26 protein-coding genes and 1 pseudogene are annotated in these 18,843 nt (G+C 39.0%); all 27 read left to right on the top strand.

Annotation, left to right across the window (positions count from 1 at the left end):
• The first annotated feature begins 2 nt into the window (after positions 1-2).
• Entirely contained in the window at positions 3-758 is a 756-nt protein-coding gene (locus tag HMPREF9186_RS02245) for an acyl-ACP thioesterase domain-containing protein (RefSeq protein WP_009731202.1), read from the top strand.
• A complete protein-coding gene (locus HMPREF9186_RS02240; protein ID WP_009731201.1) occupies positions 748-1,434 on the top strand; it encodes a hypothetical protein in 687 nt (228 codons plus the stop codon). The genes HMPREF9186_RS02245 and HMPREF9186_RS02240 overlap by 11 nt, the downstream gene beginning before the upstream one ends.
• On the top strand, positions 1,435-2,205 hold the full coding sequence (locus HMPREF9186_RS02235; RefSeq protein ID WP_009731200.1) for a TIGR01457 family HAD-type hydrolase: 771 nt from the start codon (positions 1,435-1,437) through the stop codon (positions 2,203-2,205).
• Positions 2,198-2,818 (top strand): TIGR01906 family membrane protein, encoded by a 621-nt coding sequence (locus HMPREF9186_RS02230; RefSeq protein ID WP_009731199.1) that lies wholly within the window; start codon positions 2,198-2,200, stop codon positions 2,816-2,818. The genes HMPREF9186_RS02235 and HMPREF9186_RS02230 overlap by 8 nt, the downstream gene beginning before the upstream one ends.
• The gene (locus HMPREF9186_RS02225) at positions 2,815-3,798 is read left to right on the top strand and encodes a CPBP family intramembrane glutamic endopeptidase (protein WP_009731198.1); all 984 of its coding nucleotides are present in this window, start codon (positions 2,815-2,817) and stop codon (positions 3,796-3,798) included. The genes HMPREF9186_RS02230 and HMPREF9186_RS02225 overlap by 4 nt, the downstream gene beginning before the upstream one ends.
• 213 nt (positions 3,799-4,011) lie before the next feature.
• Positions 4,012-4,398: an immunity 22 family protein gene (locus HMPREF9186_RS02220; RefSeq protein WP_009731197.1), complete on the top strand. Its 387-nt coding sequence runs from the start codon at positions 4,012-4,014 to the stop codon at positions 4,396-4,398.
• A gap of 39 nt (positions 4,399-4,437) precedes the next feature.
• Positions 4,438-4,935 carry an Imm6 family immunity protein gene (locus tag HMPREF9186_RS02215; RefSeq protein ID WP_009731196.1) on the top strand — a complete coding sequence of 166 codons (498 nt, stop codon included), beginning with the start codon at positions 4,438-4,440 and terminating at the stop codon, positions 4,933-4,935.
• A gap of 73 nt (positions 4,936-5,008) precedes the next feature.
• Complete coding sequence (locus HMPREF9186_RS02210; RefSeq protein WP_009731195.1) at positions 5,009-5,485, top strand: Imm6 family immunity protein; 477 nt, start codon at positions 5,009-5,011, stop codon at positions 5,483-5,485.
• Positions 5,482-5,937 carry a hypothetical protein gene (locus HMPREF9186_RS02205; protein WP_009731194.1) on the top strand — a complete coding sequence of 152 codons (456 nt, stop codon included), beginning with the start codon at positions 5,482-5,484 and terminating at the stop codon, positions 5,935-5,937. The genes HMPREF9186_RS02210 and HMPREF9186_RS02205 overlap by 4 nt, the downstream gene beginning before the upstream one ends.
• Positions 5,927-6,367 (top strand): hypothetical protein, encoded by a 441-nt coding sequence (locus HMPREF9186_RS02200; RefSeq protein ID WP_009731193.1) that lies wholly within the window; start codon positions 5,927-5,929, stop codon positions 6,365-6,367. Before HMPREF9186_RS02205 ends, HMPREF9186_RS02200 begins: the two co-directional genes overlap by 11 nt.
• 9 nt (positions 6,368-6,376) lie before the next feature.
• Positions 6,377-6,823 carry a hypothetical protein gene (locus HMPREF9186_RS02195; protein WP_009731192.1) on the top strand — a complete coding sequence of 149 codons (447 nt, stop codon included), beginning with the start codon at positions 6,377-6,379 and terminating at the stop codon, positions 6,821-6,823.
• Between the two features lie 9 nt (positions 6,824-6,832).
• Entirely contained in the window at positions 6,833-7,279 is a 447-nt protein-coding gene (locus HMPREF9186_RS02190) for a hypothetical protein (protein WP_009731191.1), read from the top strand.
• A 602-nt stretch (positions 7,280-7,881) separates the two neighbouring features.
• Positions 7,882-9,714 (top strand): excinuclease ABC subunit UvrC, encoded by a 1,833-nt coding sequence (uvrC, locus tag HMPREF9186_RS02185; RefSeq protein ID WP_009731189.1) that lies wholly within the window; start codon positions 7,882-7,884, stop codon positions 9,712-9,714.
• A gap of 27 nt (positions 9,715-9,741) precedes the next feature.
• On the top strand, positions 9,742-10,344 hold the full coding sequence (locus HMPREF9186_RS02180; protein ID WP_009731188.1) for an immunity protein Imm33 domain-containing protein: 603 nt from the start codon (positions 9,742-9,744) through the stop codon (positions 10,342-10,344).
• Between the two features lie 115 nt (positions 10,345-10,459).
• Positions 10,460-11,026, top strand: coding sequence for an SMI1/KNR4 family protein (locus HMPREF9186_RS02175; protein ID WP_009731187.1), 567 nt, complete (start codon positions 10,460-10,462; stop codon positions 11,024-11,026).
• Between the two features lie 105 nt (positions 11,027-11,131).
• Positions 11,132-11,698: an SMI1/KNR4 family protein gene (locus tag HMPREF9186_RS02170; protein ID WP_009731186.1), complete on the top strand. Its 567-nt coding sequence runs from the start codon at positions 11,132-11,134 to the stop codon at positions 11,696-11,698.
• A 131-nt stretch (positions 11,699-11,829) separates the two neighbouring features.
• Positions 11,830-12,249, top strand: coding sequence for a hypothetical protein (locus tag HMPREF9186_RS02165; protein WP_232198423.1), 420 nt, complete (start codon positions 11,830-11,832; stop codon positions 12,247-12,249).
• Between the two features lie 104 nt (positions 12,250-12,353).
• Complete coding sequence (locus HMPREF9186_RS02160; RefSeq protein ID WP_009731184.1) at positions 12,354-12,686, top strand: hypothetical protein; 333 nt, start codon at positions 12,354-12,356, stop codon at positions 12,684-12,686.
• 33 nt (positions 12,687-12,719) lie between these two features.
• Complete coding sequence (locus tag HMPREF9186_RS02155) at positions 12,720-13,052, top strand: hypothetical protein (protein ID WP_009731183.1); 333 nt, start codon at positions 12,720-12,722, stop codon at positions 13,050-13,052.
• 151 nt (positions 13,053-13,203) lie between these two features.
• On the top strand, positions 13,204-13,539 hold the full coding sequence (locus tag HMPREF9186_RS02150; RefSeq protein ID WP_009731182.1) for a hypothetical protein: 336 nt from the start codon (positions 13,204-13,206) through the stop codon (positions 13,537-13,539).
• A gap of 155 nt (positions 13,540-13,694) precedes the next feature.
• A complete protein-coding gene (locus tag HMPREF9186_RS02145) occupies positions 13,695-14,537 on the top strand; it encodes a metallophosphoesterase family protein (protein ID WP_009731181.1) in 843 nt (280 codons plus the stop codon).
• Between the two features lie 149 nt (positions 14,538-14,686).
• Positions 14,687-15,292, top strand: coding sequence for a nitroreductase family protein (locus HMPREF9186_RS02140; RefSeq protein WP_009731180.1), 606 nt, complete (start codon positions 14,687-14,689; stop codon positions 15,290-15,292).
• A gap of 34 nt (positions 15,293-15,326) precedes the next feature.
• Positions 15,327-16,733, top strand: coding sequence for a dipeptidase PepV (gene pepV / locus HMPREF9186_RS02135; protein WP_009731179.1), 1,407 nt, complete (start codon positions 15,327-15,329; stop codon positions 16,731-16,733).
• 52 nt (positions 16,734-16,785) lie between these two features.
• Positions 16,786-17,370, top strand: a complete 585-nt coding sequence (locus HMPREF9186_RS02130) for a uracil-DNA glycosylase family protein (RefSeq protein ID WP_009731178.1) — start codon at positions 16,786-16,788, stop codon at positions 17,368-17,370.
• 12 nt (positions 17,371-17,382) lie between these two features.
• Positions 17,383-17,874, top strand: a complete 492-nt coding sequence (locus HMPREF9186_RS02125) for a prolyl-tRNA synthetase associated domain-containing protein (protein ID WP_009731177.1) — start codon at positions 17,383-17,385, stop codon at positions 17,872-17,874.
• Between the two features lie 20 nt (positions 17,875-17,894).
• Positions 17,895-18,179 carry a rhodanese-like domain-containing protein gene (locus HMPREF9186_RS02120; RefSeq protein ID WP_009731176.1) on the top strand — a complete coding sequence of 95 codons (285 nt, stop codon included), beginning with the start codon at positions 17,895-17,897 and terminating at the stop codon, positions 18,177-18,179.
• Between the two features lie 445 nt (positions 18,180-18,624).
• A pseudogene (locus HMPREF9186_RS02115) lies at positions 18,625-18,843 on the top strand (DUF6574 domain-containing protein); the annotation flags it as partial.

Here is an 18,843-nt window from a genome sequence, read left to right as displayed (position 1 = left end):
AGATGGCAAAAACATTTGAATACAGCATGAAAATTCCGTTTGATATGAGCGATGTCAATGGTTATATTAAGATTCCCCAATTGATCTTGTTGTCTTTACAGGTATCGGGCATGCAATCGATTGAGCTGGGTATGAGTGATATGTACATTTTAGAGAACTATAATCTGGTCTGGATTATCACGGATTACAATATGAAGATCGATCGTCTCCCTGTGTTTGATGAAAAGATCACCATCGAAACCTATGCCAAGAGTCACAATCGACTCTTCTGCTACCGGGCCTTTAATATCAATGATGAGGAAGGCAATACTATCATTGAGATGGTCGCGACCTTTGTCTTGATGGATCGGGATACGCGCAAGGTCCATCCAGTTATGAGCGAAATCACGGATGCCTTTGACTCTGAATTTTCAAAAACCATGCTCCGTGGTCCCCGTTTCAAAGAATTAGAAGGCGGCGTCGAACAAGAATACCGGGTTCGCTTTTACGACTTGGATATGAACGGACATGTCAATAACAGTAAGTACTTGGACTGGGTTTTTGAGGTGATGGGAGCAGACTTCTTGACCCATCATGTCCCTAAAAAAGTTCATCTGAAATATGTCAAAGAAGTGCTAGCAGGAGGTCTCATCACCTCTCAATATGAACAAGAGGGCTTGAAAACTCAGCATCAAATTACTTCAGATGGTCAGATCAATGCCCAAGCTGAAATTGAGTGGGAAGAAGTAGAAGAAAAGGGTTGGAATTATGGAAAGTAGAAGATTAAAAAATAAAAAACAGGAACTTGAAAGCTATCAAAAACGGGTTGTGGCCTATGCCAAGCGTCAAAAGAACCCTTTGTACATGTTGGGAGATTGGCTCTTGACTCTTTGTGCTTTGGGCATCATCCTGGTAGAGGAAATTTATAAATTTTTCCGCTATCGCTTGAATTTAGATAGTTTTAGTCGCTTTTTAAGAGAAGATGTACGCTGGTATCGGGTCTGGATCCATTTCACCTTGGCCTTTCTTTTACCGGTCATGATCTTCTCGATTGGAATTACTAGCCAATCAGGATCCTTCTGGTCCAATTTCTATCACCGCTTGTCTCAAGGCGTGCTCTTTAGCACAACAGTCAGCCTCGCTGCGACCTTGGTGACGGATTTTGTGGAGAATTTGCAACCAGAAACTAAGTCTGACGGGAAAAATCGGAGCACTAAACGCACGGTTTATCAAATCAGTGTGGATCAGGCAACCGTGATAGGCTTGTTATTGACCATTGTGATCCTCATGGTAGCATCCTTCTTGTTCACCCAATCGGGAAGTCAAGGGATTAATTTTACAGGTTTGGTGTTACAATTTGTCCTCTATGCTGGAGCATTGCTCTTGTATGGGTCTGGGGGACGAGTCGATGCAGAGAAGTTGCATGAAGAAGCTGACACAGAAAGGGAAGAATAAATGCACTATAAGGGCTATTTGATTGATTTGGATGGCACTATTTACAAAGGAAAATCACGAATTCCTGCAGGAGAAGCTTTTGTTCATGAACTGCAGGCGCGTGAGATTCCCTATCTCTTTGTGACCAACAATACAACCCGCACACCAGAGACTGTTCGGGATATGCTGGCGACTAACTTCAATATTGAAACCCCTGTGTCGACCATCTATACAGCTACCCTTGCGACCATTGACTACATGAAGGACCAAAACTTGGGCAAAAAAGTCTATGTGATCGGAGAAGCGGGGCTCAAAGAAGCCATCGAAGAAGCTGGTTTCATCTTAGATGAAGAAGCACCTGATTATGTCGTGATTGGCCTCGATTGGCAAGTGGATTATGAGAAATTCGCTACTGCGACCTTGGCGATTCAAAAAGGGGCCCACTTTATCGGGACCAACCCTGACCTCAATATTCCAACAGAGCGTGGCTTGTTGCCGGGTGCAGGATCTCTAATTGCTCTTGTCGAAGCAGCAACACGGGTGGAGCCAGTGATCATTGGGAAACCAAAGGCCATCATCATGGATAAGGCTATTGAACACCTAGGTCTTGAAAGAGAAGAAGTCGTTATGGTAGGGGATAATTATCTAACAGATATTCGTGCTGGTATTGACAATGGGATTCCGACCCTTCTGGTGACGACTGGTTTTACCAAACCAGAAGAAGTGCCAACCTTACCCATTGCACCGACACATGTCGTTTCTAGCCTAGCGGAGTGGGATTTTGATGCTTAGAAGTTTGAGATCCATAAACCAAATCTTCTTCATCCTATCAGCTGCGATTCTTCTCACCATTGCTCTAGCCTGGGCCATCTATCCGCTGGAGATTCATTGGTTGGGGATTCAAAGTCGGACTGGTTTTTCGGCATCTGTCATCATGAAGAATTTCAATGTCTTGATGAACTACTTGACCAATCCTTTTCAATGGGTGTTGAAGATGCCCCAATTCCCCTCTTCCAAAAATGGCTTGCACCATTTCGAAGCCGTCAAGTACCTGTTTCATTTGGTGACGGTCGTTTTCTTGGTCACTCTACCTGGTTTTATCCAGTTTCTACGAACAGTTGTCAAAAAAGGCTATCTTGCCCTGTACCGTGGTCTATTTTTTTGGATGATGCTCCTACCGGTAATGGTTGCGGTGATGGCTGTCATCATTGGCTTTGATCAATTCTTTACGCTCTTTCATCAGATCTTATTTGCTGGGGACAATACCTGGCTGTTTGATCCGCGCGTGGATTCGATTATTCTAGCTCTACCAGAAGACTACTTTATGCATGCCTTTTTGATCTTCTTTGTTCTATATGAAGGTATGTGTGCGACTTTTTATCTATTTTCTAGGAGAACCAAATGAATCAATACAACCGATTATTAGACCCCAAAAAGGATCTAGGAAAATTTTCTGGGACGCTTGCCATTTATCTCTTGGTGATGACCTTGGTGACCGTGCTGTGGGAAGTGCTCCTAGGCCTGATCCTTTCAGGTTCGCTCAGAAAAGATCCAAGTAAACTAGCGGAGAGAATGACTAGCCTGAATGTTTGGGCAGGAGTTCCCTATTTTATCTCCATTTTTATTGGCCTCTTTATCTTTAATGCCTATCGCAAAAAAGCCCTCTTTAAGTTTGATCTCAAGCATAAGGGACGCAAGATGACACCTTCTGTCTTCTTTATCCTTCTCGCCTTTTTAGGCTTCTCCCAAGTCTTCTCATCTGTCATGACGCAAGTGATTGAGCGCATGTTTGAGACCATTGGCCTTTATTCACCAAGTCCAGATATTGGCGATACCATTGAGCGGTCTTGGACCATGCTCTTGTATGCTGGTTTCTTGGGGCCGATCACAGAAGAGTTTTTCTTCCGTGGTGCTGGCTTGCGAGGCTTGGAGCGATTTGGAAAAATCTTTGCCATTGTCATGACGGCTATTTTATTCGGCCTCTTCCATGCCAATTTTGACCAGCTCTTTTTTGCAAGTATCATTGGTCTAGGATTTGGCTACATTACTTTTGAATACAATATCTGGTGGGCGATTTTCTATCACATATTCAACAACTTTGTCATTTCCCAAGGCTTGCACTATGTGGCCTATCATGTGGATGAAGGATTAGCAAGTTGGCTCCAAATCGGCGTCTTAGCTATTGGATCCATTGTCATGCTTGTGGTTCTTGCGACCAAATGGCCAGCTATCAAGGCCTATATTGAGGCTAATAAACCTCAACCAGGAGTTTTGCAGCGTTCACTCGCTTCTTTCTGGTTCTGGTTCTTCGTCTTATTCACCATCTTGATGTCCATTCTGCCTTATGTGATTCCGATCTTCCAGATGGCCAATCTTAAGGGGTAAGCTTGATCGATTATTATCAAAGAGGGATCGTTTTAGATCCCTCTTTTTTGCTATAATAGAGAGAGTAGAATACAAGGAGAGAAACTGTTTGATAGCTGACGGGGCATACATGTTCTTCTCCGATTTGGGACATGTAAGAGCCTAATTAAACCCTCAGAGCTAGTGGAAAAATATAAATCTGAAAGATATGTTATTTGATAGAAAAGGAAATGTATGGAAACGGAAAATACAGTGTCCATTTGGATTGGAAATTTTGCTGATCAATCTCAATTAGACCATTATTTGCAGATACACTATGATGAGGACGGAGAGGCAGTTCCGTCTCAATTCTTAATCGAGAATGGCATTGATTTGGATGATATTGATGACGATTGGCTAGAAGCTCAGCTTTATGATAGGAACCACTCAAACCTCGAACAGATGTTGAAAGGTGCATCCTATGAACAGACTATTCTTCGTAATTTAATAGGGGAAGGAATCAATGCGGTTATTCCTCAAAGCAACACCATCATTTTGCTTTACAATTATGATTGTAGTAGCAATAAAAAAGTAACGGACAATACAAGATTTGTCGGAACTGTAAGCTATAAAGAGGCGTAGTTTATTTATTGCAAGCTAGTGATATAAAAGGAAAAACAAATGAAATGTAATGATAGCTTATTATACTTCTTTCAAGAATTGACTTTTAATCTAGTCGATTTAATCAGTCATATAGAATACAAGGACTTCGTTATGGATTCCTTGAAGCTTGCTAATCAATCGCTTGACCAGGATAGTAAGATTTGTCCGGATCTTTTGTATAGTCGTTTGGAGAATATGGACGAAAAGGATATCTTGACATTTATGGAGCTGGATAATGAGACCAATCCTCTTGTATGGAGCTGCATTGCCAATTATTTTGTTTTGGTTTGCTATCATTCGTATCAGCATTCTGGAGAAAAGTACCTGCCCCAAACAATTGAAAGTGTGGATGTGGAAACGCTAGAAGCTTATGTTTCGAGTTACCGACAACTGCTAGCTGAAAACAATCAATTAGTGCAGCAACTATCCGCATTAGACCTTGAACAGGTGTTGAAAGATCCCCTGATTGACAATTACTTTGGTGAGTTGCTTCAAGAAATCAAGTTGAAACAATGATTTAGCAGTTTTAAATTGACGATAGGACGTTCCAAAATTAACTCGCCCAGATAGTACTAGACAAGGAGAGTATATGTTTGACAGCTATTTGATGCTTACTTTTTCAGAAGCAATTGCACATCAGTTAAGCTCGCCCTATAACTTTCATATTCGGATAGCCTTGGATGCGTGTTGGAGTTTTTTGGAGAAGAGAGATAAAAATGGAGATGAGCTCTATGCTCTATTAGATGATAGTACGGACTTTGGTGGACTTTTTATCTTTATGCAATTAGATGATAATGAGTCGCATGTAGCATCCTGGGATAATATGACTTATGCGATAGCTACCACTGCAAAAGCAGCTTATTCATTTGCAAATAAGAAAGAGATACCGTCTCCTTTGGAAAATATCGACGATTCTTTAATAGAGATTTTCATTGAGAATTTAAAAGAAATCAATAGTAATTTTTATGAGCACGTACAGGATGTCAAAGACTTCCTTGCGCGTGATCAATTGCCATCAAAGGAAGAAGCTTTAAAAGAATTAGAGAGAATGGGATTGTTGCTATGAAAAATTTTGAAGATAAATTATCAGAGATTCAAAAAGATATGATTAGTCTAGCGCTTGAACTAGCAGAAGGAAAAATAGATACTGCCTATATTTACGGTTCCTGTGAGAATCATTCCTTATCTTTTAACAGCTTTTTTGCTAAGGATAAGAAGCTATATACGATCAATAAGCTAGATGAGCTGGGTATAGAGAATTTAACGACTGATAGAATGTTTCAGTATTTAGACATTGGAATAAGTGACTTAGAGCGATTTATAACATTATTTCAAGAGGATAAAAAACAAGCCCCAACTCAACTGAAATTGGTATATGATAATGTGAATAAAAAAGCTAAGGCTCAGTATTCCTATGATTTGTTTTATTCCAACTCAGACAAAATAACAGCAGATGATATTTTTGAACAATGGTACAGCGAAGTGAAAGAAGTAGTTGAGAGAAATAATGAGTTTTGAAGATAAATTTATGGAAGTTCAGGTTAGCATGATTTCATTAGCGCTGGAATATGTCCAAAATCAAGCAGATAGAATTTATATTTATGCGATAGCGGACAGTTTGTATAGTTTTAATCTCTTCTATGAGATTAAGGGAAATATTGTACACAAACACTTAGTAAATGATTATTTACCTAAAGACTCTCATGTTGATATTAGTTTACAAACAGCCTTGTTGAAGGAAGGTGTCAAGGATGTAAAATCAATGCTTGATGTTTGCCAAGAATACAATCGCGAGCATCCAACTGAAATGTGGTTGGTTTATGATGCTCAGAAAAACAGCCTTGATAGTCGCTATAGCTATGAAGGGCGTTATGACAAGGATGAAGAGTTGCTTCCAAGTCTAGAGTTTGAAAAATGGTTTGAGGAAGTAAAAGGCGAGAAACTGTAGGAGAAGAATATGACACAATTTGAAGATAAATTTATGGAAGTTCAGGCTAGCATGGTTTCATTAGCAATGGAATATGTTCAAAATCAGGCAGAAAAAATATATATTTATTGCATTTCGGAGGAAGCATTGCAATCATATAAAGTTTTTTATAAGATTAATGGTGTTGTAATTGAAATGGATAAAGTTAATGAAGTTGTGGCAAAAAAAGTAGATGATTCAGATAATATGGCATTCGCTCTATTGGGATATGGAGCTGAAGATATACAAAAAATGATTGATGTCTGCCAAGAATACAATCGTGAACATCCAACTGAAATGTGGTTAATTTATGATGCTAAGAAAAATAGCCTTGACAGTCGCTATAGCTATGAAGGGCGTTATGACAAGGATGAAGAGTTGCTTCCAAGTCTAGAGTTTGAAAAATGGTTTGAGGAAGTGAAAGTACAGGAATTGTAGTAGTTACAAATGGCACAATTTGAAGATAAATTTATGGATGTTCAGGCTAGTATGATTTCGTTAGCACTAGAATATGTCCAAAATCAGGCAGAAAAAGTATACATTTATTGTATCTCTGAAGAAGCATTACTTTCTTTTGATGTTTTTTATAAAATTAATGGAGTTTATGTCAAATTACACAAGGTTAACACTGTTTTAGAGACTAAAGTAGATGATTCTGATAATATGATGTTTTCGGTATTACGATATGGCCTTGAAGATATACAGAAATTACTTGATGTGTGCCAAGAATACAATCGCGAACATCCAACTGAAATGTGGTTGATTTATGATGCTCAGAAAAACAGTCTTGATAGTCGCTATAGCTATGAAGGGCGTTATGACAAGGATGAGGAATTGATTCCACGTCTAGAATTTGAAAAATGGTTTGAGGAAGTAAAAAACAAGCAACTGTAGGAGAAGAAGATATGACCCAACAAGATCAAGTAATGATCTATCCCTTGCCAACTGATTAATGAAGTTATAAATATTGATGCTATCTTTGATATAATACCGCCATTAAAAATGATGATATAGAGCAGTGAACGAAAAAAAATCGTAATGATATTTTTGAGCTTTCCATTACGTTTTATGCTACAATGAAAGCAAAAATAGTTCGTTTAGGTTAGAAAGGAGAAGCATAAATGCGTGGCTATAAAATTAAACTATTATTATTTTGTCTCTCTCTTCTAATCCTGACCTCAATAGCTTATTTTAGCAATAAATTAACATGTCCCCTTTTTTTAAAGCTTATATTTTACTCAATAATCATTGCCTATTGTTTCAATATAGCTTTGAGTTTTTATAGTAAGAGGTAGAGCTAGTTATCCACCTCTACTTTATTTTGACAATATTAAAGTGAACGCAATATAATAAGGTTTTATAAGAAAAATGAAGAATACAAGTTCAATTTTAATCGGTCATTTTTCAGATCTTATTTCGTTAAAAATCAATTAATTTAGTAGATTATAGAGAGGTTGGCTAAGTGCTAGACCTCCCTTTTTGCTATAATAGAGAGTATGAATAACTTGATTAAATCCAAGCTCGAGCTTTTGCCGACGAGTCCGGGCTGTTACATTCACAAAGACAAGAACGGAACCATCATCTATGTGGGGAAGGCCAAGAATCTTCGCAATCGGGTGCGGTCCTATTTTAGAGGGAGCCACGATACCAAGACGGAAGCACTAGTATCTGAGATAGTGGATTTTGAGTTTATCGTCACCGAGTCCAATATTGAGGCCTTGCTTCTTGAGATCAACCTCATCAAGGAGAACAAGCCCAAGTACAATATCATGCTCAAGGACGACAAGTCCTATCCCTTCATCAAGATTACCAATGAGCGCTATCCGCGCCTCATCATCACGCGCCAGGTCAAAAAGGATGGTGGTCTCTATTTCGGTCCCTATCCAGACGTAGGAGCGGCCAATGAGATCAAGCGACTTTTGGACCGGATTTTCCCATTCCGCAAGTGTACCAATCCTCCTTCCAAGGTCTGTTTTTACTACCATTTAGGGCAATGCATGGCTCACACAGTCTGCCACAAGGACGAGGCCTATTTCAAGGGCATGGCCCAGGAGGTTTCTGATTTCCTCAAGGGGCAGGATGATAAGATTATCGATGATCTCAAGCTCAAGATGAATACCGCTGCGCAAAACATGGAATTCGAGCGGGCAGCCGAGTACCGCGATCTGATCCAGGCTATTGGGACCTTGCGGACCAAACAGCGAGTCATGGCCAAGGATTTGCAGAACCGGGATGTTTTTGGCTACTACGTGGACAAGGGCTGGATGTGTGTGCAGGTCTTCTTTGTCCGTCAGGGCAAGCTGATCGAGCGTGACGTCAATCTCTTCCCTTACTACAATGATCCGGACGAGGATTTCTTGACCTATGTGGGGCAGTTTTACCAGGAGAAATCTCACCTGATCCCCAATGAAATCCTGATCCCTCAGGATATCGATGAGGAAGCGGTCAAGGCCCTTGTAGATACCAAGGTCCTCAAGCCCCAGCGTGGGGAGAAGAAGCAGTTGGTCAATCTGGCCATCAAGAATGCGCGGGTCAGTCTGGAGCAGAAGTTCAATCTCCTTGAAAAATCCATGGAGAAGACCCAAGGTGCCATTGAAAATCTTGGAAAACTCCTGCAAATTCCAACTCCTGTACGCATTGAGTCCTTTGATAACTCCAACATCATGGGGACCAGTCCGGTTTCAGCCATGGTAGTCTTTGTCAATGGGAAGCCAAGTAAAAAGGACTATCGCAAGTACAAGATCAAAACCGTCGTCGGGCCAGATGACTATGCCAGCATGCGGGAAGTCATTCGCAGACGCTACAGCCGTGTCATGCGGGATGGCCTGACGCCACCAGATCTGATCGTCATCGATGGGGGACAGGGGCAAGTTAATATCGCTAAGCAAGTCATCCAAGAAGAGTTGGGACTGGACATTCCCATCGCAGGTCTTCAAAAGAATGACAAGCACCAGACCCATGAATTGCTCTTCGGGGATCCTCTCCAAGTCATCGGACTCTCTCGCACCTCGCAGGAATTTTTCCTCCTGCAACGGATCCAAGATGAAGTCCACCGTTTCGCCATCACCTTCCACCGCCAGCTTCGTTCCAAGAATTCCTTCTCCTCTCAGCTGGATGGCATCGAAGGCTTGGGACCAAAACGCAAGCAGTTACTGATGAAGCACTTCAAGTCACTGACCAAAATCAAAGAAGCTACTGTGGATGAGATCGTCACGGTCGGTATCCCAGGAGCAGTGGCGGAGGCAGTGCAAGAAAAGCTTCATCAAGGAAAGCAGGAAGAAGCAAGTCCCTTGATGGAAGTGGCGGAACCGGTAAAAGACTTGCATTAAAGGATTTTATTTTTAGGGGAAAAATAAATGGAACTTCTTGATACAAAAATTGAAAGTAACGGTTATATTTTTTATGGGAAATTCTCTGAGGGTCTTTTCCAAGAGTGGTTAAAAATCACAACTATACTGGCATCTAAATGTGACCTTCAAAATGAGCTCTTGTTTCAGGTTGGGTTTAGTATCTATAAGCTGATAGAAGTAGAAAAACAGCAGTTTAGACTTGTCTCCATTGATTATGAAGCCAACCCTTTTAAAGATTTTACAGAGGATTTAACGGTAGCACTTTGGATTCAGTCCGAACAGGCTAGTCTTGCTAAAGAATTGCAGATAAATCCCTCAGAAATTCGATTTGACGATAAAATTCTAATTGCCAGAGGTGTCTTCGAGGATGAGCATGCCTATCTGCAACGACAAAATACTCAAATCCAGAGAGATTCAGGCTGGTTTATGGGCTACCAAAGGCAAGATAATGAAGACTTTGTTGGCATTCACGCTTTCGAACTATTGAAATGGAATCCAAAACTTATAAAAGTGTTGGTCTTACCAACTGATTATCTAGTTATTGTTAATGATGGAGAAATCCATTCAATTTTAAACGATTGCGATGAAGAAATTTTTCCGATTTCGTAAGTCTATTCATTAAATGTAAGAGAAACCATCCAATTCAAATGGATGGTTTTCACTTTTTGTACTCGTTTTTGGTATACTTAATGCATAAAGATTTTTTAACTATAAAGGAAATGTTATGTTAAGAATTTTTCCATTTGATCAAATAGGTGTTTCCGATGCATTAGTTCAATTCGAAAGAAAATATAAGTTAATATTACCTGAAGAATATAGAAATTTTTTGTTAAAATACAACGGTGGAATTACGTTGCAGACAAGCTTTAAAATAAAGAAAGAAAGTTCAGATATTCGAGCTTTCTATGGCTTTGAAAATGCTGAGTATGAATATAACTTCCAGTATTTAATGGATCATGATTTTCTATCAGATTATATTGAAGTTGATTATTTACCAATTGCAGAAGATAGTTTCGGCAATTATATTCTTCTGGGAATTGCGAAACAAAATTATAATCAAATAGCATTTTTTGATCATGAGAAGCAAAAAATTATCCCTTTTCTTGTTTCATTTAAAGAATTTTTGGGAAGTATCAAAAGTAAAGTTTGTAAGATTAAATCCATTGATGAAAGAATTCAAAAAATGAAAGAGGTAAATAGTCCAGTTATTGTTGACGACGAATTAAAGGCAATCTGGCAAGAAGAAATTGATAAGTATGCAGGACGTGAGCAAGTCATTGTTAAACTGTAGCCTTAATGTTTAAAATGTGATATCCGAGTGTTATCACATTTTTTATTTCTGTAAGATTTTGTTATACTTAATGAACACAGATTTTTCAACTATAAAGGAAATGCTATGTTAAGGATTTTTCCATTTAAAACAGATGGGGTATTAAATGAAGTAGAAAAATTAGAGAAACATTATTCTATTTCGTTACCTGAAAAATATAAAGAGTTTTTATTAAAGTATAACGGAGGAGATACAATTGATGCTACCTTTAAAATTGAAAAAAAAGGTTCAGACATCCATTCGTTTTACGGTTTTTCTTCAGCTAAGTATTATTGTAATTTTAAATACTTAATGGAAAAAGGTTTATTAGAAGATTTTATCGACAACCATTATTTACCAATTGCTAAGGATAGTTTTGGTAATAGTATTTTAATTGGTATCGATGCTACAAATTATAATAAAATAGCTTTTTATGACCATGAAAAACAAAAATATTTTTCTTTTAATATTGATTTTATTGACTTTCTAAAGAAAATAAAAAGTCCTGTAGTTTATATTCCATCAATTGATGAACGTATTAAAGAAATGGAAGAAATTGGAAGTCCTATTGTAGTTGATGATGAATTAAAAGCATTGTGGCAAGAAGAAATTGATGAATTCGCAGGCCGTGAGCAAGTCATTGTTAAACTGTAATCTTAATGTTTAAGATGTGATAACCAGGGTGTTATCACATTTTTTTCTATAGATTTGATATACTATGTAAAGTGACTGACTCGGATGAGATTTAATGATGTGAAAAGGAAGAGTTTATTGAGAAGGAACAAATGAATATGAAAGAAGTATTGGAGAAATTGTATCAGGTTTGTTCGTCATTAAATAATAAATTTAATGGAGAATTCCTTAATCAGGAAGATTTAGATGATTTTATCGACGATATTCAATCAGATTGGGATTCAAGTGTTGACCAATTAAAAACTGGTCTTGAGCTTTTAGAAAGTCAAATGTATTCTATTGAATCTTCAGAAAATAAGTCTTATACGAATGGGATTCTTGAGATTGTTTGGGGACTTAGACGACTGGAAGTCTTACTGGATGATGCCGATAAAATGTTAACAAACCTCAATAAAAAATTCTTGCTTCAAAGTGGTGAGATCACTCTAGAAGAATACCTAGATGATGGTCACTTGAATGTTGAGGTTGTAGAGGATGAAGAGGATGAAGAGGATGACGAAGGGGATATCTAGTTCATTCTAGAACCTAATTATAATGCAGAATTTTTTGGGATGGCAAGGTGGAGACTGGGAAAAAAATTAATATGGTGGATAATTTTCAATAAAAGGAACTAGTAATGAGTACAGTAGATCTAATCATTAATCACATTACAAATCAAACAATGACATATAAGATGTTAAGAGAGTTTACTCCATTTTCTTTAAGTGAAATAAAATATAGAATAGAAAAAAACGAACCAGTTATGTCAGTCAATGATTTGAAACTAGATGAATTAAAGAAAATTAGAGAAGTCATAAACAGGTTAAATAATTTAGGAACTAAAGTGATCGTGAAGGATGTTACGGGTGAAATAACTTTAGAAGTATTGAATAATATGATTGCCAGTTATGAAGGAATCGCAGAAGACACAGAAGAAATAGATGAACTTATGTTTTCTGATGAGGACTAGAATTTCATAAACTAATTCATAAAAGGAGAAATTGTGCATAAATTTATCGCTAAAGTAAAATCGAATTGTAATGAGATAAAAATCGTGAAAATTATACGAGATTTTAGCCATGAACCAATTGGAATAATTAAAGAAAAAATAGCCAATAATACATCTGTAGTTGAAACAGAATATTTGAATTTAGATCGATTAAAGTTTTTTAGAAAAACACTAGAAGAAATAATTGAATTGGGTGGGAAGGTTCAATTATTTTTTGATAATGAAATTGTATCTATGCAGTTTTTAAGTAATGTAATAGAATCACAGGAAGATACAAAAAATCAAATTGAGCAAGATGACTCTTATATGTTCTATGAAGAAGATTGAAATTCATAAAATGAAGCAGATTTATTATTTTTAGAATAAACAATATCCTATTATATTTAATCATCATTTTCGTGGATAGCATGGCAGAAACTGGATAACAAGTTTACCAGATAAACGAATTAATATAATGCAAGATTTTTAAAAGGGTGAAATGATGTCAGTAGTCTATTCAAAAGTTAAAATATCAGATAATATTTTTGAAGCCTGTAAATTGATAAGAAACTCTATTGGTTTACCAATTGGTGAAATTAAAAATAAGATCCAAAAGGGAGAAGTTTTATTAGAATGTGATTATCTGAATTTAGAGGAATTAATAAAAATGAAGGACCTCCTAGGTACCCTTAAAGCATTAGGTGCTCAAATATATTTATATAAAAATAATCACGAAGTAAATATGGAATTCCTTAGTAATACAATTGAGTCATATAAAGGAATTGCTGAGGACAGAGAAAAGATAGATGAACTGATGTTTTCTGATGAGGAATAGTTAACTCATAATTCGAAACAAATTTATCATCTCTAAAACGTATAATAAGCTCTAATAAGATAAACCATCTAATTCAAATGGATGGTTTTCACTTTTTGTACTCGTTTTTGTTATACTTAATATACACAGATTTTTCAATCCATAAAGGAGTAGTTATGAACCATCGAATCGCCATTTTATCTGATATTCACGGAGATACGACAGCCCTGGAGGCAGTGATTGCGGATGCGCGTGCTCTAGGCGCGACGGAATACTGGCTTTTAGGGGACATTTTGCTACCGGGACCTGGACGAGAGGACCTTTTTGACTTGCTGGATGCGATTCCGATTACAGCGGCTGTTCGAGGAAATTGGGACGATTGTGTTCTAGAGACCTTGGATGGCGAGTACGGACTTGAGGATCCGCAGGAGATCCAGCTTCTTCGTCTCACTCAGTACCTCATGGAAGGACTAGATCCTAAGCGGATCGATTGGCTTCGCTCGCTTCCACTAGTGGGGAAGAAGGAGGTCAATGGCATTCGCTTTTCACTAAGCCACAACTTGCCAGAAAAGAATTATGGTGGGGACTTGCGTCCAGCTAATGCGACGGAGAACTTTGATCAATTGCTGGATGATCAGACAGATATGGCCATCTACGGGCATGTCCACAAGCAGTTGCTTCGTTATGGTAGTCAGGGCCAGCAGATTCTCAATCCAGGGACTATTGGCATGCCTTATTTTGACTGGGAACCAATTCAAAACCACAGAGCCCAGTATGCACTGATTGATGTTGAAGAAGATGGGGTGACCAACCTGCAATTTCGCAAGGTGGCCTATGACTATGAAGCAGAGCTTCAAGATGCCAAGGACAAGGACCTTCCCTATATTGAACTCTACGAAGAATTGAGACGAGAGGATAATTATCCAGGCCATAATAGTGAGTTGCTAGCTAGCTTAAATGAGAAATACAACTATGCCAAGGTAGTAGCTGCCTATTTTGACCTTTCCAATGAATCCTAGGTGGATCTCTTGTGTATTCAACCTATCCAAAAAGAGGTGGATCTTCAAAATGTCCGCTTCTTTTTTCACAATCTTGGGCTGTAAAACCCTGCAAGCTCTTTCATTTTGTGTTAAAATAGAGGTAATAGAATTAGAAAAGGAAGTTGACTATGAAATTCCTAGAACTCAACAAAAAACGTCATGCAATCAAGCATTTTACTGGCCAGCCGGTCGATCCAAAGGATGTACGGACAGCTATCGAAATTGCGACCTTAGCTCCAAGTGCTCACAATAGCCAACCTTGGAAATTTGTGGTCGTTCGTCAAAAAAATGCTGAATTGGCAAAATTAGCCTATGGTGCAAACTACGATCAAGTCATGGAAGCCCCTGTGACCATCGCCCTCTTTACAGATACCGATTTGCAAAAACGGGCTCGCAAGATTGCGCGTGTCGGTGGGGTTAAGAACTTCACAGATGAGCAGTTGCAATACTTTATGCAAAATCTTCCTGCTGAATTTGCTCGCTATGATGCCCAACAAACAAGTGATTACTTGGCTTTGAATGCCGGTCTTGTGGCTATGAACTTGGTACTTGCTTTGACGGACCAAGGTATTGGAACCAATATTATCTTGGGATTTGATAAATCAAAAATCAATGAAGTATTGGACATTGAAGAGCGTTTCCGTCCGGAAGTCTTGATTACGGTCGGCTATGCTGCTGAGAAGGTAGAACCTAGCTACCGCTTACCAGTTGACGAAATCATTGAAAAACGCTAAGCTATTCAGCAAATAGAAGATAGAGGAGGAATGCATGACAACAGTTGATTTTAAAGCAGAAGTAGAAAAACGTCGCGATGAGATGATGGCTGACCTATACAGCCTCTTGGAAATCAATTCTGAACGTGATGACAACAAGGCAGATGCAGAGCATCCATTTGGACCTGGTCCTGTAAAAGCTCTTGAAAAATTCTTAGAAATTGCCAAGCGTGATGGCTATGAAACTAAGAACGTTGACAATTATGCTGGTCACTTTACCTTTGGTGAAGGAGAAGAAGAGCTTGGGATCTTTGCCCATATGGACGTCGTGCCTGCAGGTAGTGGTTGGAAGACAGACCCTTACAAACCTGAAATTATCGATGGCAAGCTCTATGCGCGTGGCTCATCTGATGATAAAGGGCCTACAATGGCTTGCTACTATGGTTTGAAGATCATTAAAGACTTAGGACTTCCAGTTTCTAAGCGCGTGCGTTTTGTAGTCGGAACGGATGAAGAATCAGGTTGGGCTGACATGGACTACTATTTCAAGCATGTCGGTCTTCCAGAGCCAGATTTTGGCTTCTCTCCAGATGCGGAATTCCCAATCATCAATGGGGAAAAAGGAAACATTACGGAGTACCTTCATTTTGGAAATGACAACACTGGGAAGGCTAAACTTCATAGCTTTACAGGTGGTCTTCGTGAAAACATGGTGCCAGAGTCTGCGACGGCAGTCGTTTCTGGACAACTTCCAGATCTTGCTGGCCTCTTAGATGCCTTTGCCAAGGAACACCAGCTTCAGTATGAAATCTCAACCGTGGATGAAGAAACCTATACCGTTACGATTATTGGGAAATCGGCTCACGGATCAACTCCTGAAGATGGGATCAATGGTGCAACCTATTTGGCTCTCTTATTGAACCAATTTGATTTTGGTGGCGCTGCTAAGGCTTACCTTCATGTGACAGCTTCGCTTCTTCACGAAGATTTTGCTGGTGAAAAATTAGATATTGCCCATACAGATGCCAAAATGGGACCATTGAGCATGAATGCAGGGGTCTTCCATTTTGATGAAAGCCAAGCAGACAATACCATTGCCCTCAATATCCGTTACCCTCAAGGAACAGATCCTGAAACCATCAAAGCCATCCTTGAAAAGATCGAAGGAGTGGCTACAGTGAGCTTGTCAGCCCATGGTCACACACCTCACTATGTTCCGATGGATGATGAATTGGTATCCACTCTCTTGCGTGTTTATGAAAAACAAACTGGTCTCAAAGGACACGAACAAGTGATCGGTGGTGGTACCTTTGGTCGCCTCTTGAAACGTGGTGTTGCCTTTGGAGCTATGTTCCCAGATTATGTCAATACGATGCACCAAGCTAATGAATTCGCAGATGTTGAAGATCTCTATCGTGCAGCAGCTATTTACGCAGAAGCCATCTACGAATTAATCAAATAATCCACTGCTCGGCCAGGTTTTCTGGCTGAGTTTTTCCATAGAAGGAGTTCGTATGTCAAGGATTGAAACCATTAAAGAAGCTATTATGGCAGACCCTCAAAATAAAGCTTATACGGATAGAGGGATTGAGCCACTCTTTGCAGCTCCAAAAACTGCTCGCATCAATATTATTGGACAAGCTCCAGGAATGAAGACGGAGGAAGCTGGGATTTACTGGAAGGATAAGAGTGGTGACCGCCTGCGCGAATGGTTAGGAGTTGATGAAAACACCTTTTACAATTCTGGTTTGTTTGCAGTTATTCCCATGGACTTTTATTTCCCAGGGCATGGAAAATCTGGTGACCTTCCCCCTCGCAAAGGCTTTGCGGAAAAGTGGCACCCTCAACTCCTCAAGGAGTGTCCGGATATTGAGTTGACCCTCTTGATTGGACAATATGCCCAAGCCTACTACCTTCATGAGAAAGTTAGTGGCAAGGTAACCGAACGGGTACAGCATTTTAAGAACTATTTGCCAACCTATTTTCCACTAGTTCATCCTTCCCCTCGCAATCAAATTTGGATGGCTAAGAATCCTTGGTTTGAGGCAGAGGTGGTGCCAGAATTGCAAACGTTGGTTCAACAGATCATTCAAAAATAAAGGAGATCGGAGATGGAGGCATACCAACAAGTTAAGGACAAATTAGAAGAACTTGGGATCAAATTTGATGTAGTGGAACACCCACCTGCATTCACGACTAAGCAGGCCGATTCTTACATTGAAGGCTTAGAAGGTGTGCGGACCAAGTCCATGTTTTTGACCAACAAGAAGAAAACCCAATTCTATCTGCTTATCATGGACGACAAGAAACCATTGGATATGGATGATTTCAAAGAGCAAGTGGAAGCCAACCGGATCCGTATGGCTTCAGCCGAATCCCTAGCAGAAAAAATGCAATTACCGCCAGGAACGGTTTCTCCATTTGGTTTATTAAACAATGAAGAAAAAGATATTCGAGTCTATTTCGATAAAGACATTGTGTCAGAGGAGATCATGACCTTCCATCCCAATACCAATGAAAAAACCATCTTTATTAAGACCCAAGACTTGTTCCGATTTTTAGAGTCAATTAGCTTTAACTATGAAATTCTAACCCTTCCATAACAGACCATATAGGAGAAATCATGAAAGAAATTCTATTTTCAAGCTTTTACCAAGCTTATCAAAAAGGAGACTTACACGTTCTTGATGTACGCGAGCAGGAAGAGTATGATGTGCTTCATTTAGATGGAGTTCGTCTTCTTCCCCTATCGGAGTTAGCAGATCGCTACCAGGAATTAGAGAAGGATCAGTCCTATTATGTCATCTGCAAGTCTGGTCGACGCTCAGCACGCGCTTGCCAATTTTTGGAAGAGCAAGGCTATGATGTGACCAACGTCCAAGGTGGCATGGATGCATTTGAATCCTAAAAAAAGACCTCTGAAAAGAGGTCTCAGATTGAAGATAAAATCAAATTAAAAACTTTCCTTAGGTGAGTACGGACGTCTGCGAACTTCTTCGAAGTTCCAAGACTAATTATTGAGCCTAAGGTCTCAATAATTCCGAGTGCCTGAAACGTTATTGTTTCAGGCACTTTACTCACAGCGGAAAGTTTTGGTATTTTTTTGAATCGATTTTAAAATTGGAACTCATTTTTATTTCTTTGAAGAATAGCTTAACTTATTTTACTTTAAAATAGTTTGTCTACATTCTACGACCTCTGAAAAGAGGCGTTTTTCTTTACTTATTTCTAGAAATGTATAGAATTTGTATGTTTTTCAAAAGATATTACAGGGATTTTCCAGTCTTTCATTGAAAATGGTTCAGAAATTTTGTATAATACCCTAGTATGAACAATAGTTAAGGAGATTAAATATGTCAAAACAAGATTGGCTGGATTATTTTGAAGCCGTAAATGGTCGTTCTGCTAGTGCAGAAGAAATTGCTCAAGCACTTGCTGCTGGAGAGTTTCAAGAAGAAGTAGTGGTTCCAGAAGCATCACAAGCCCCAGAGTTTGTCGCAGCACCAACTGCACCTGTGGAAGAACCAGTTGCAGCTCCAGAGGCTCCAGAATTTGTAGCAGCTCCACAAGAA

Origin of the sequence: Streptococcus sp. F0442 (assembly GCF_000314795.2) — a bacterium.
GTDB lineage: Bacteria > Bacillota > Bacilli > Lactobacillales > Streptococcaceae > Streptococcus.
Note: the sequence above shows the minus strand (reverse complement) of the source record. Positions and strands in the feature narration are given on the sequence as shown.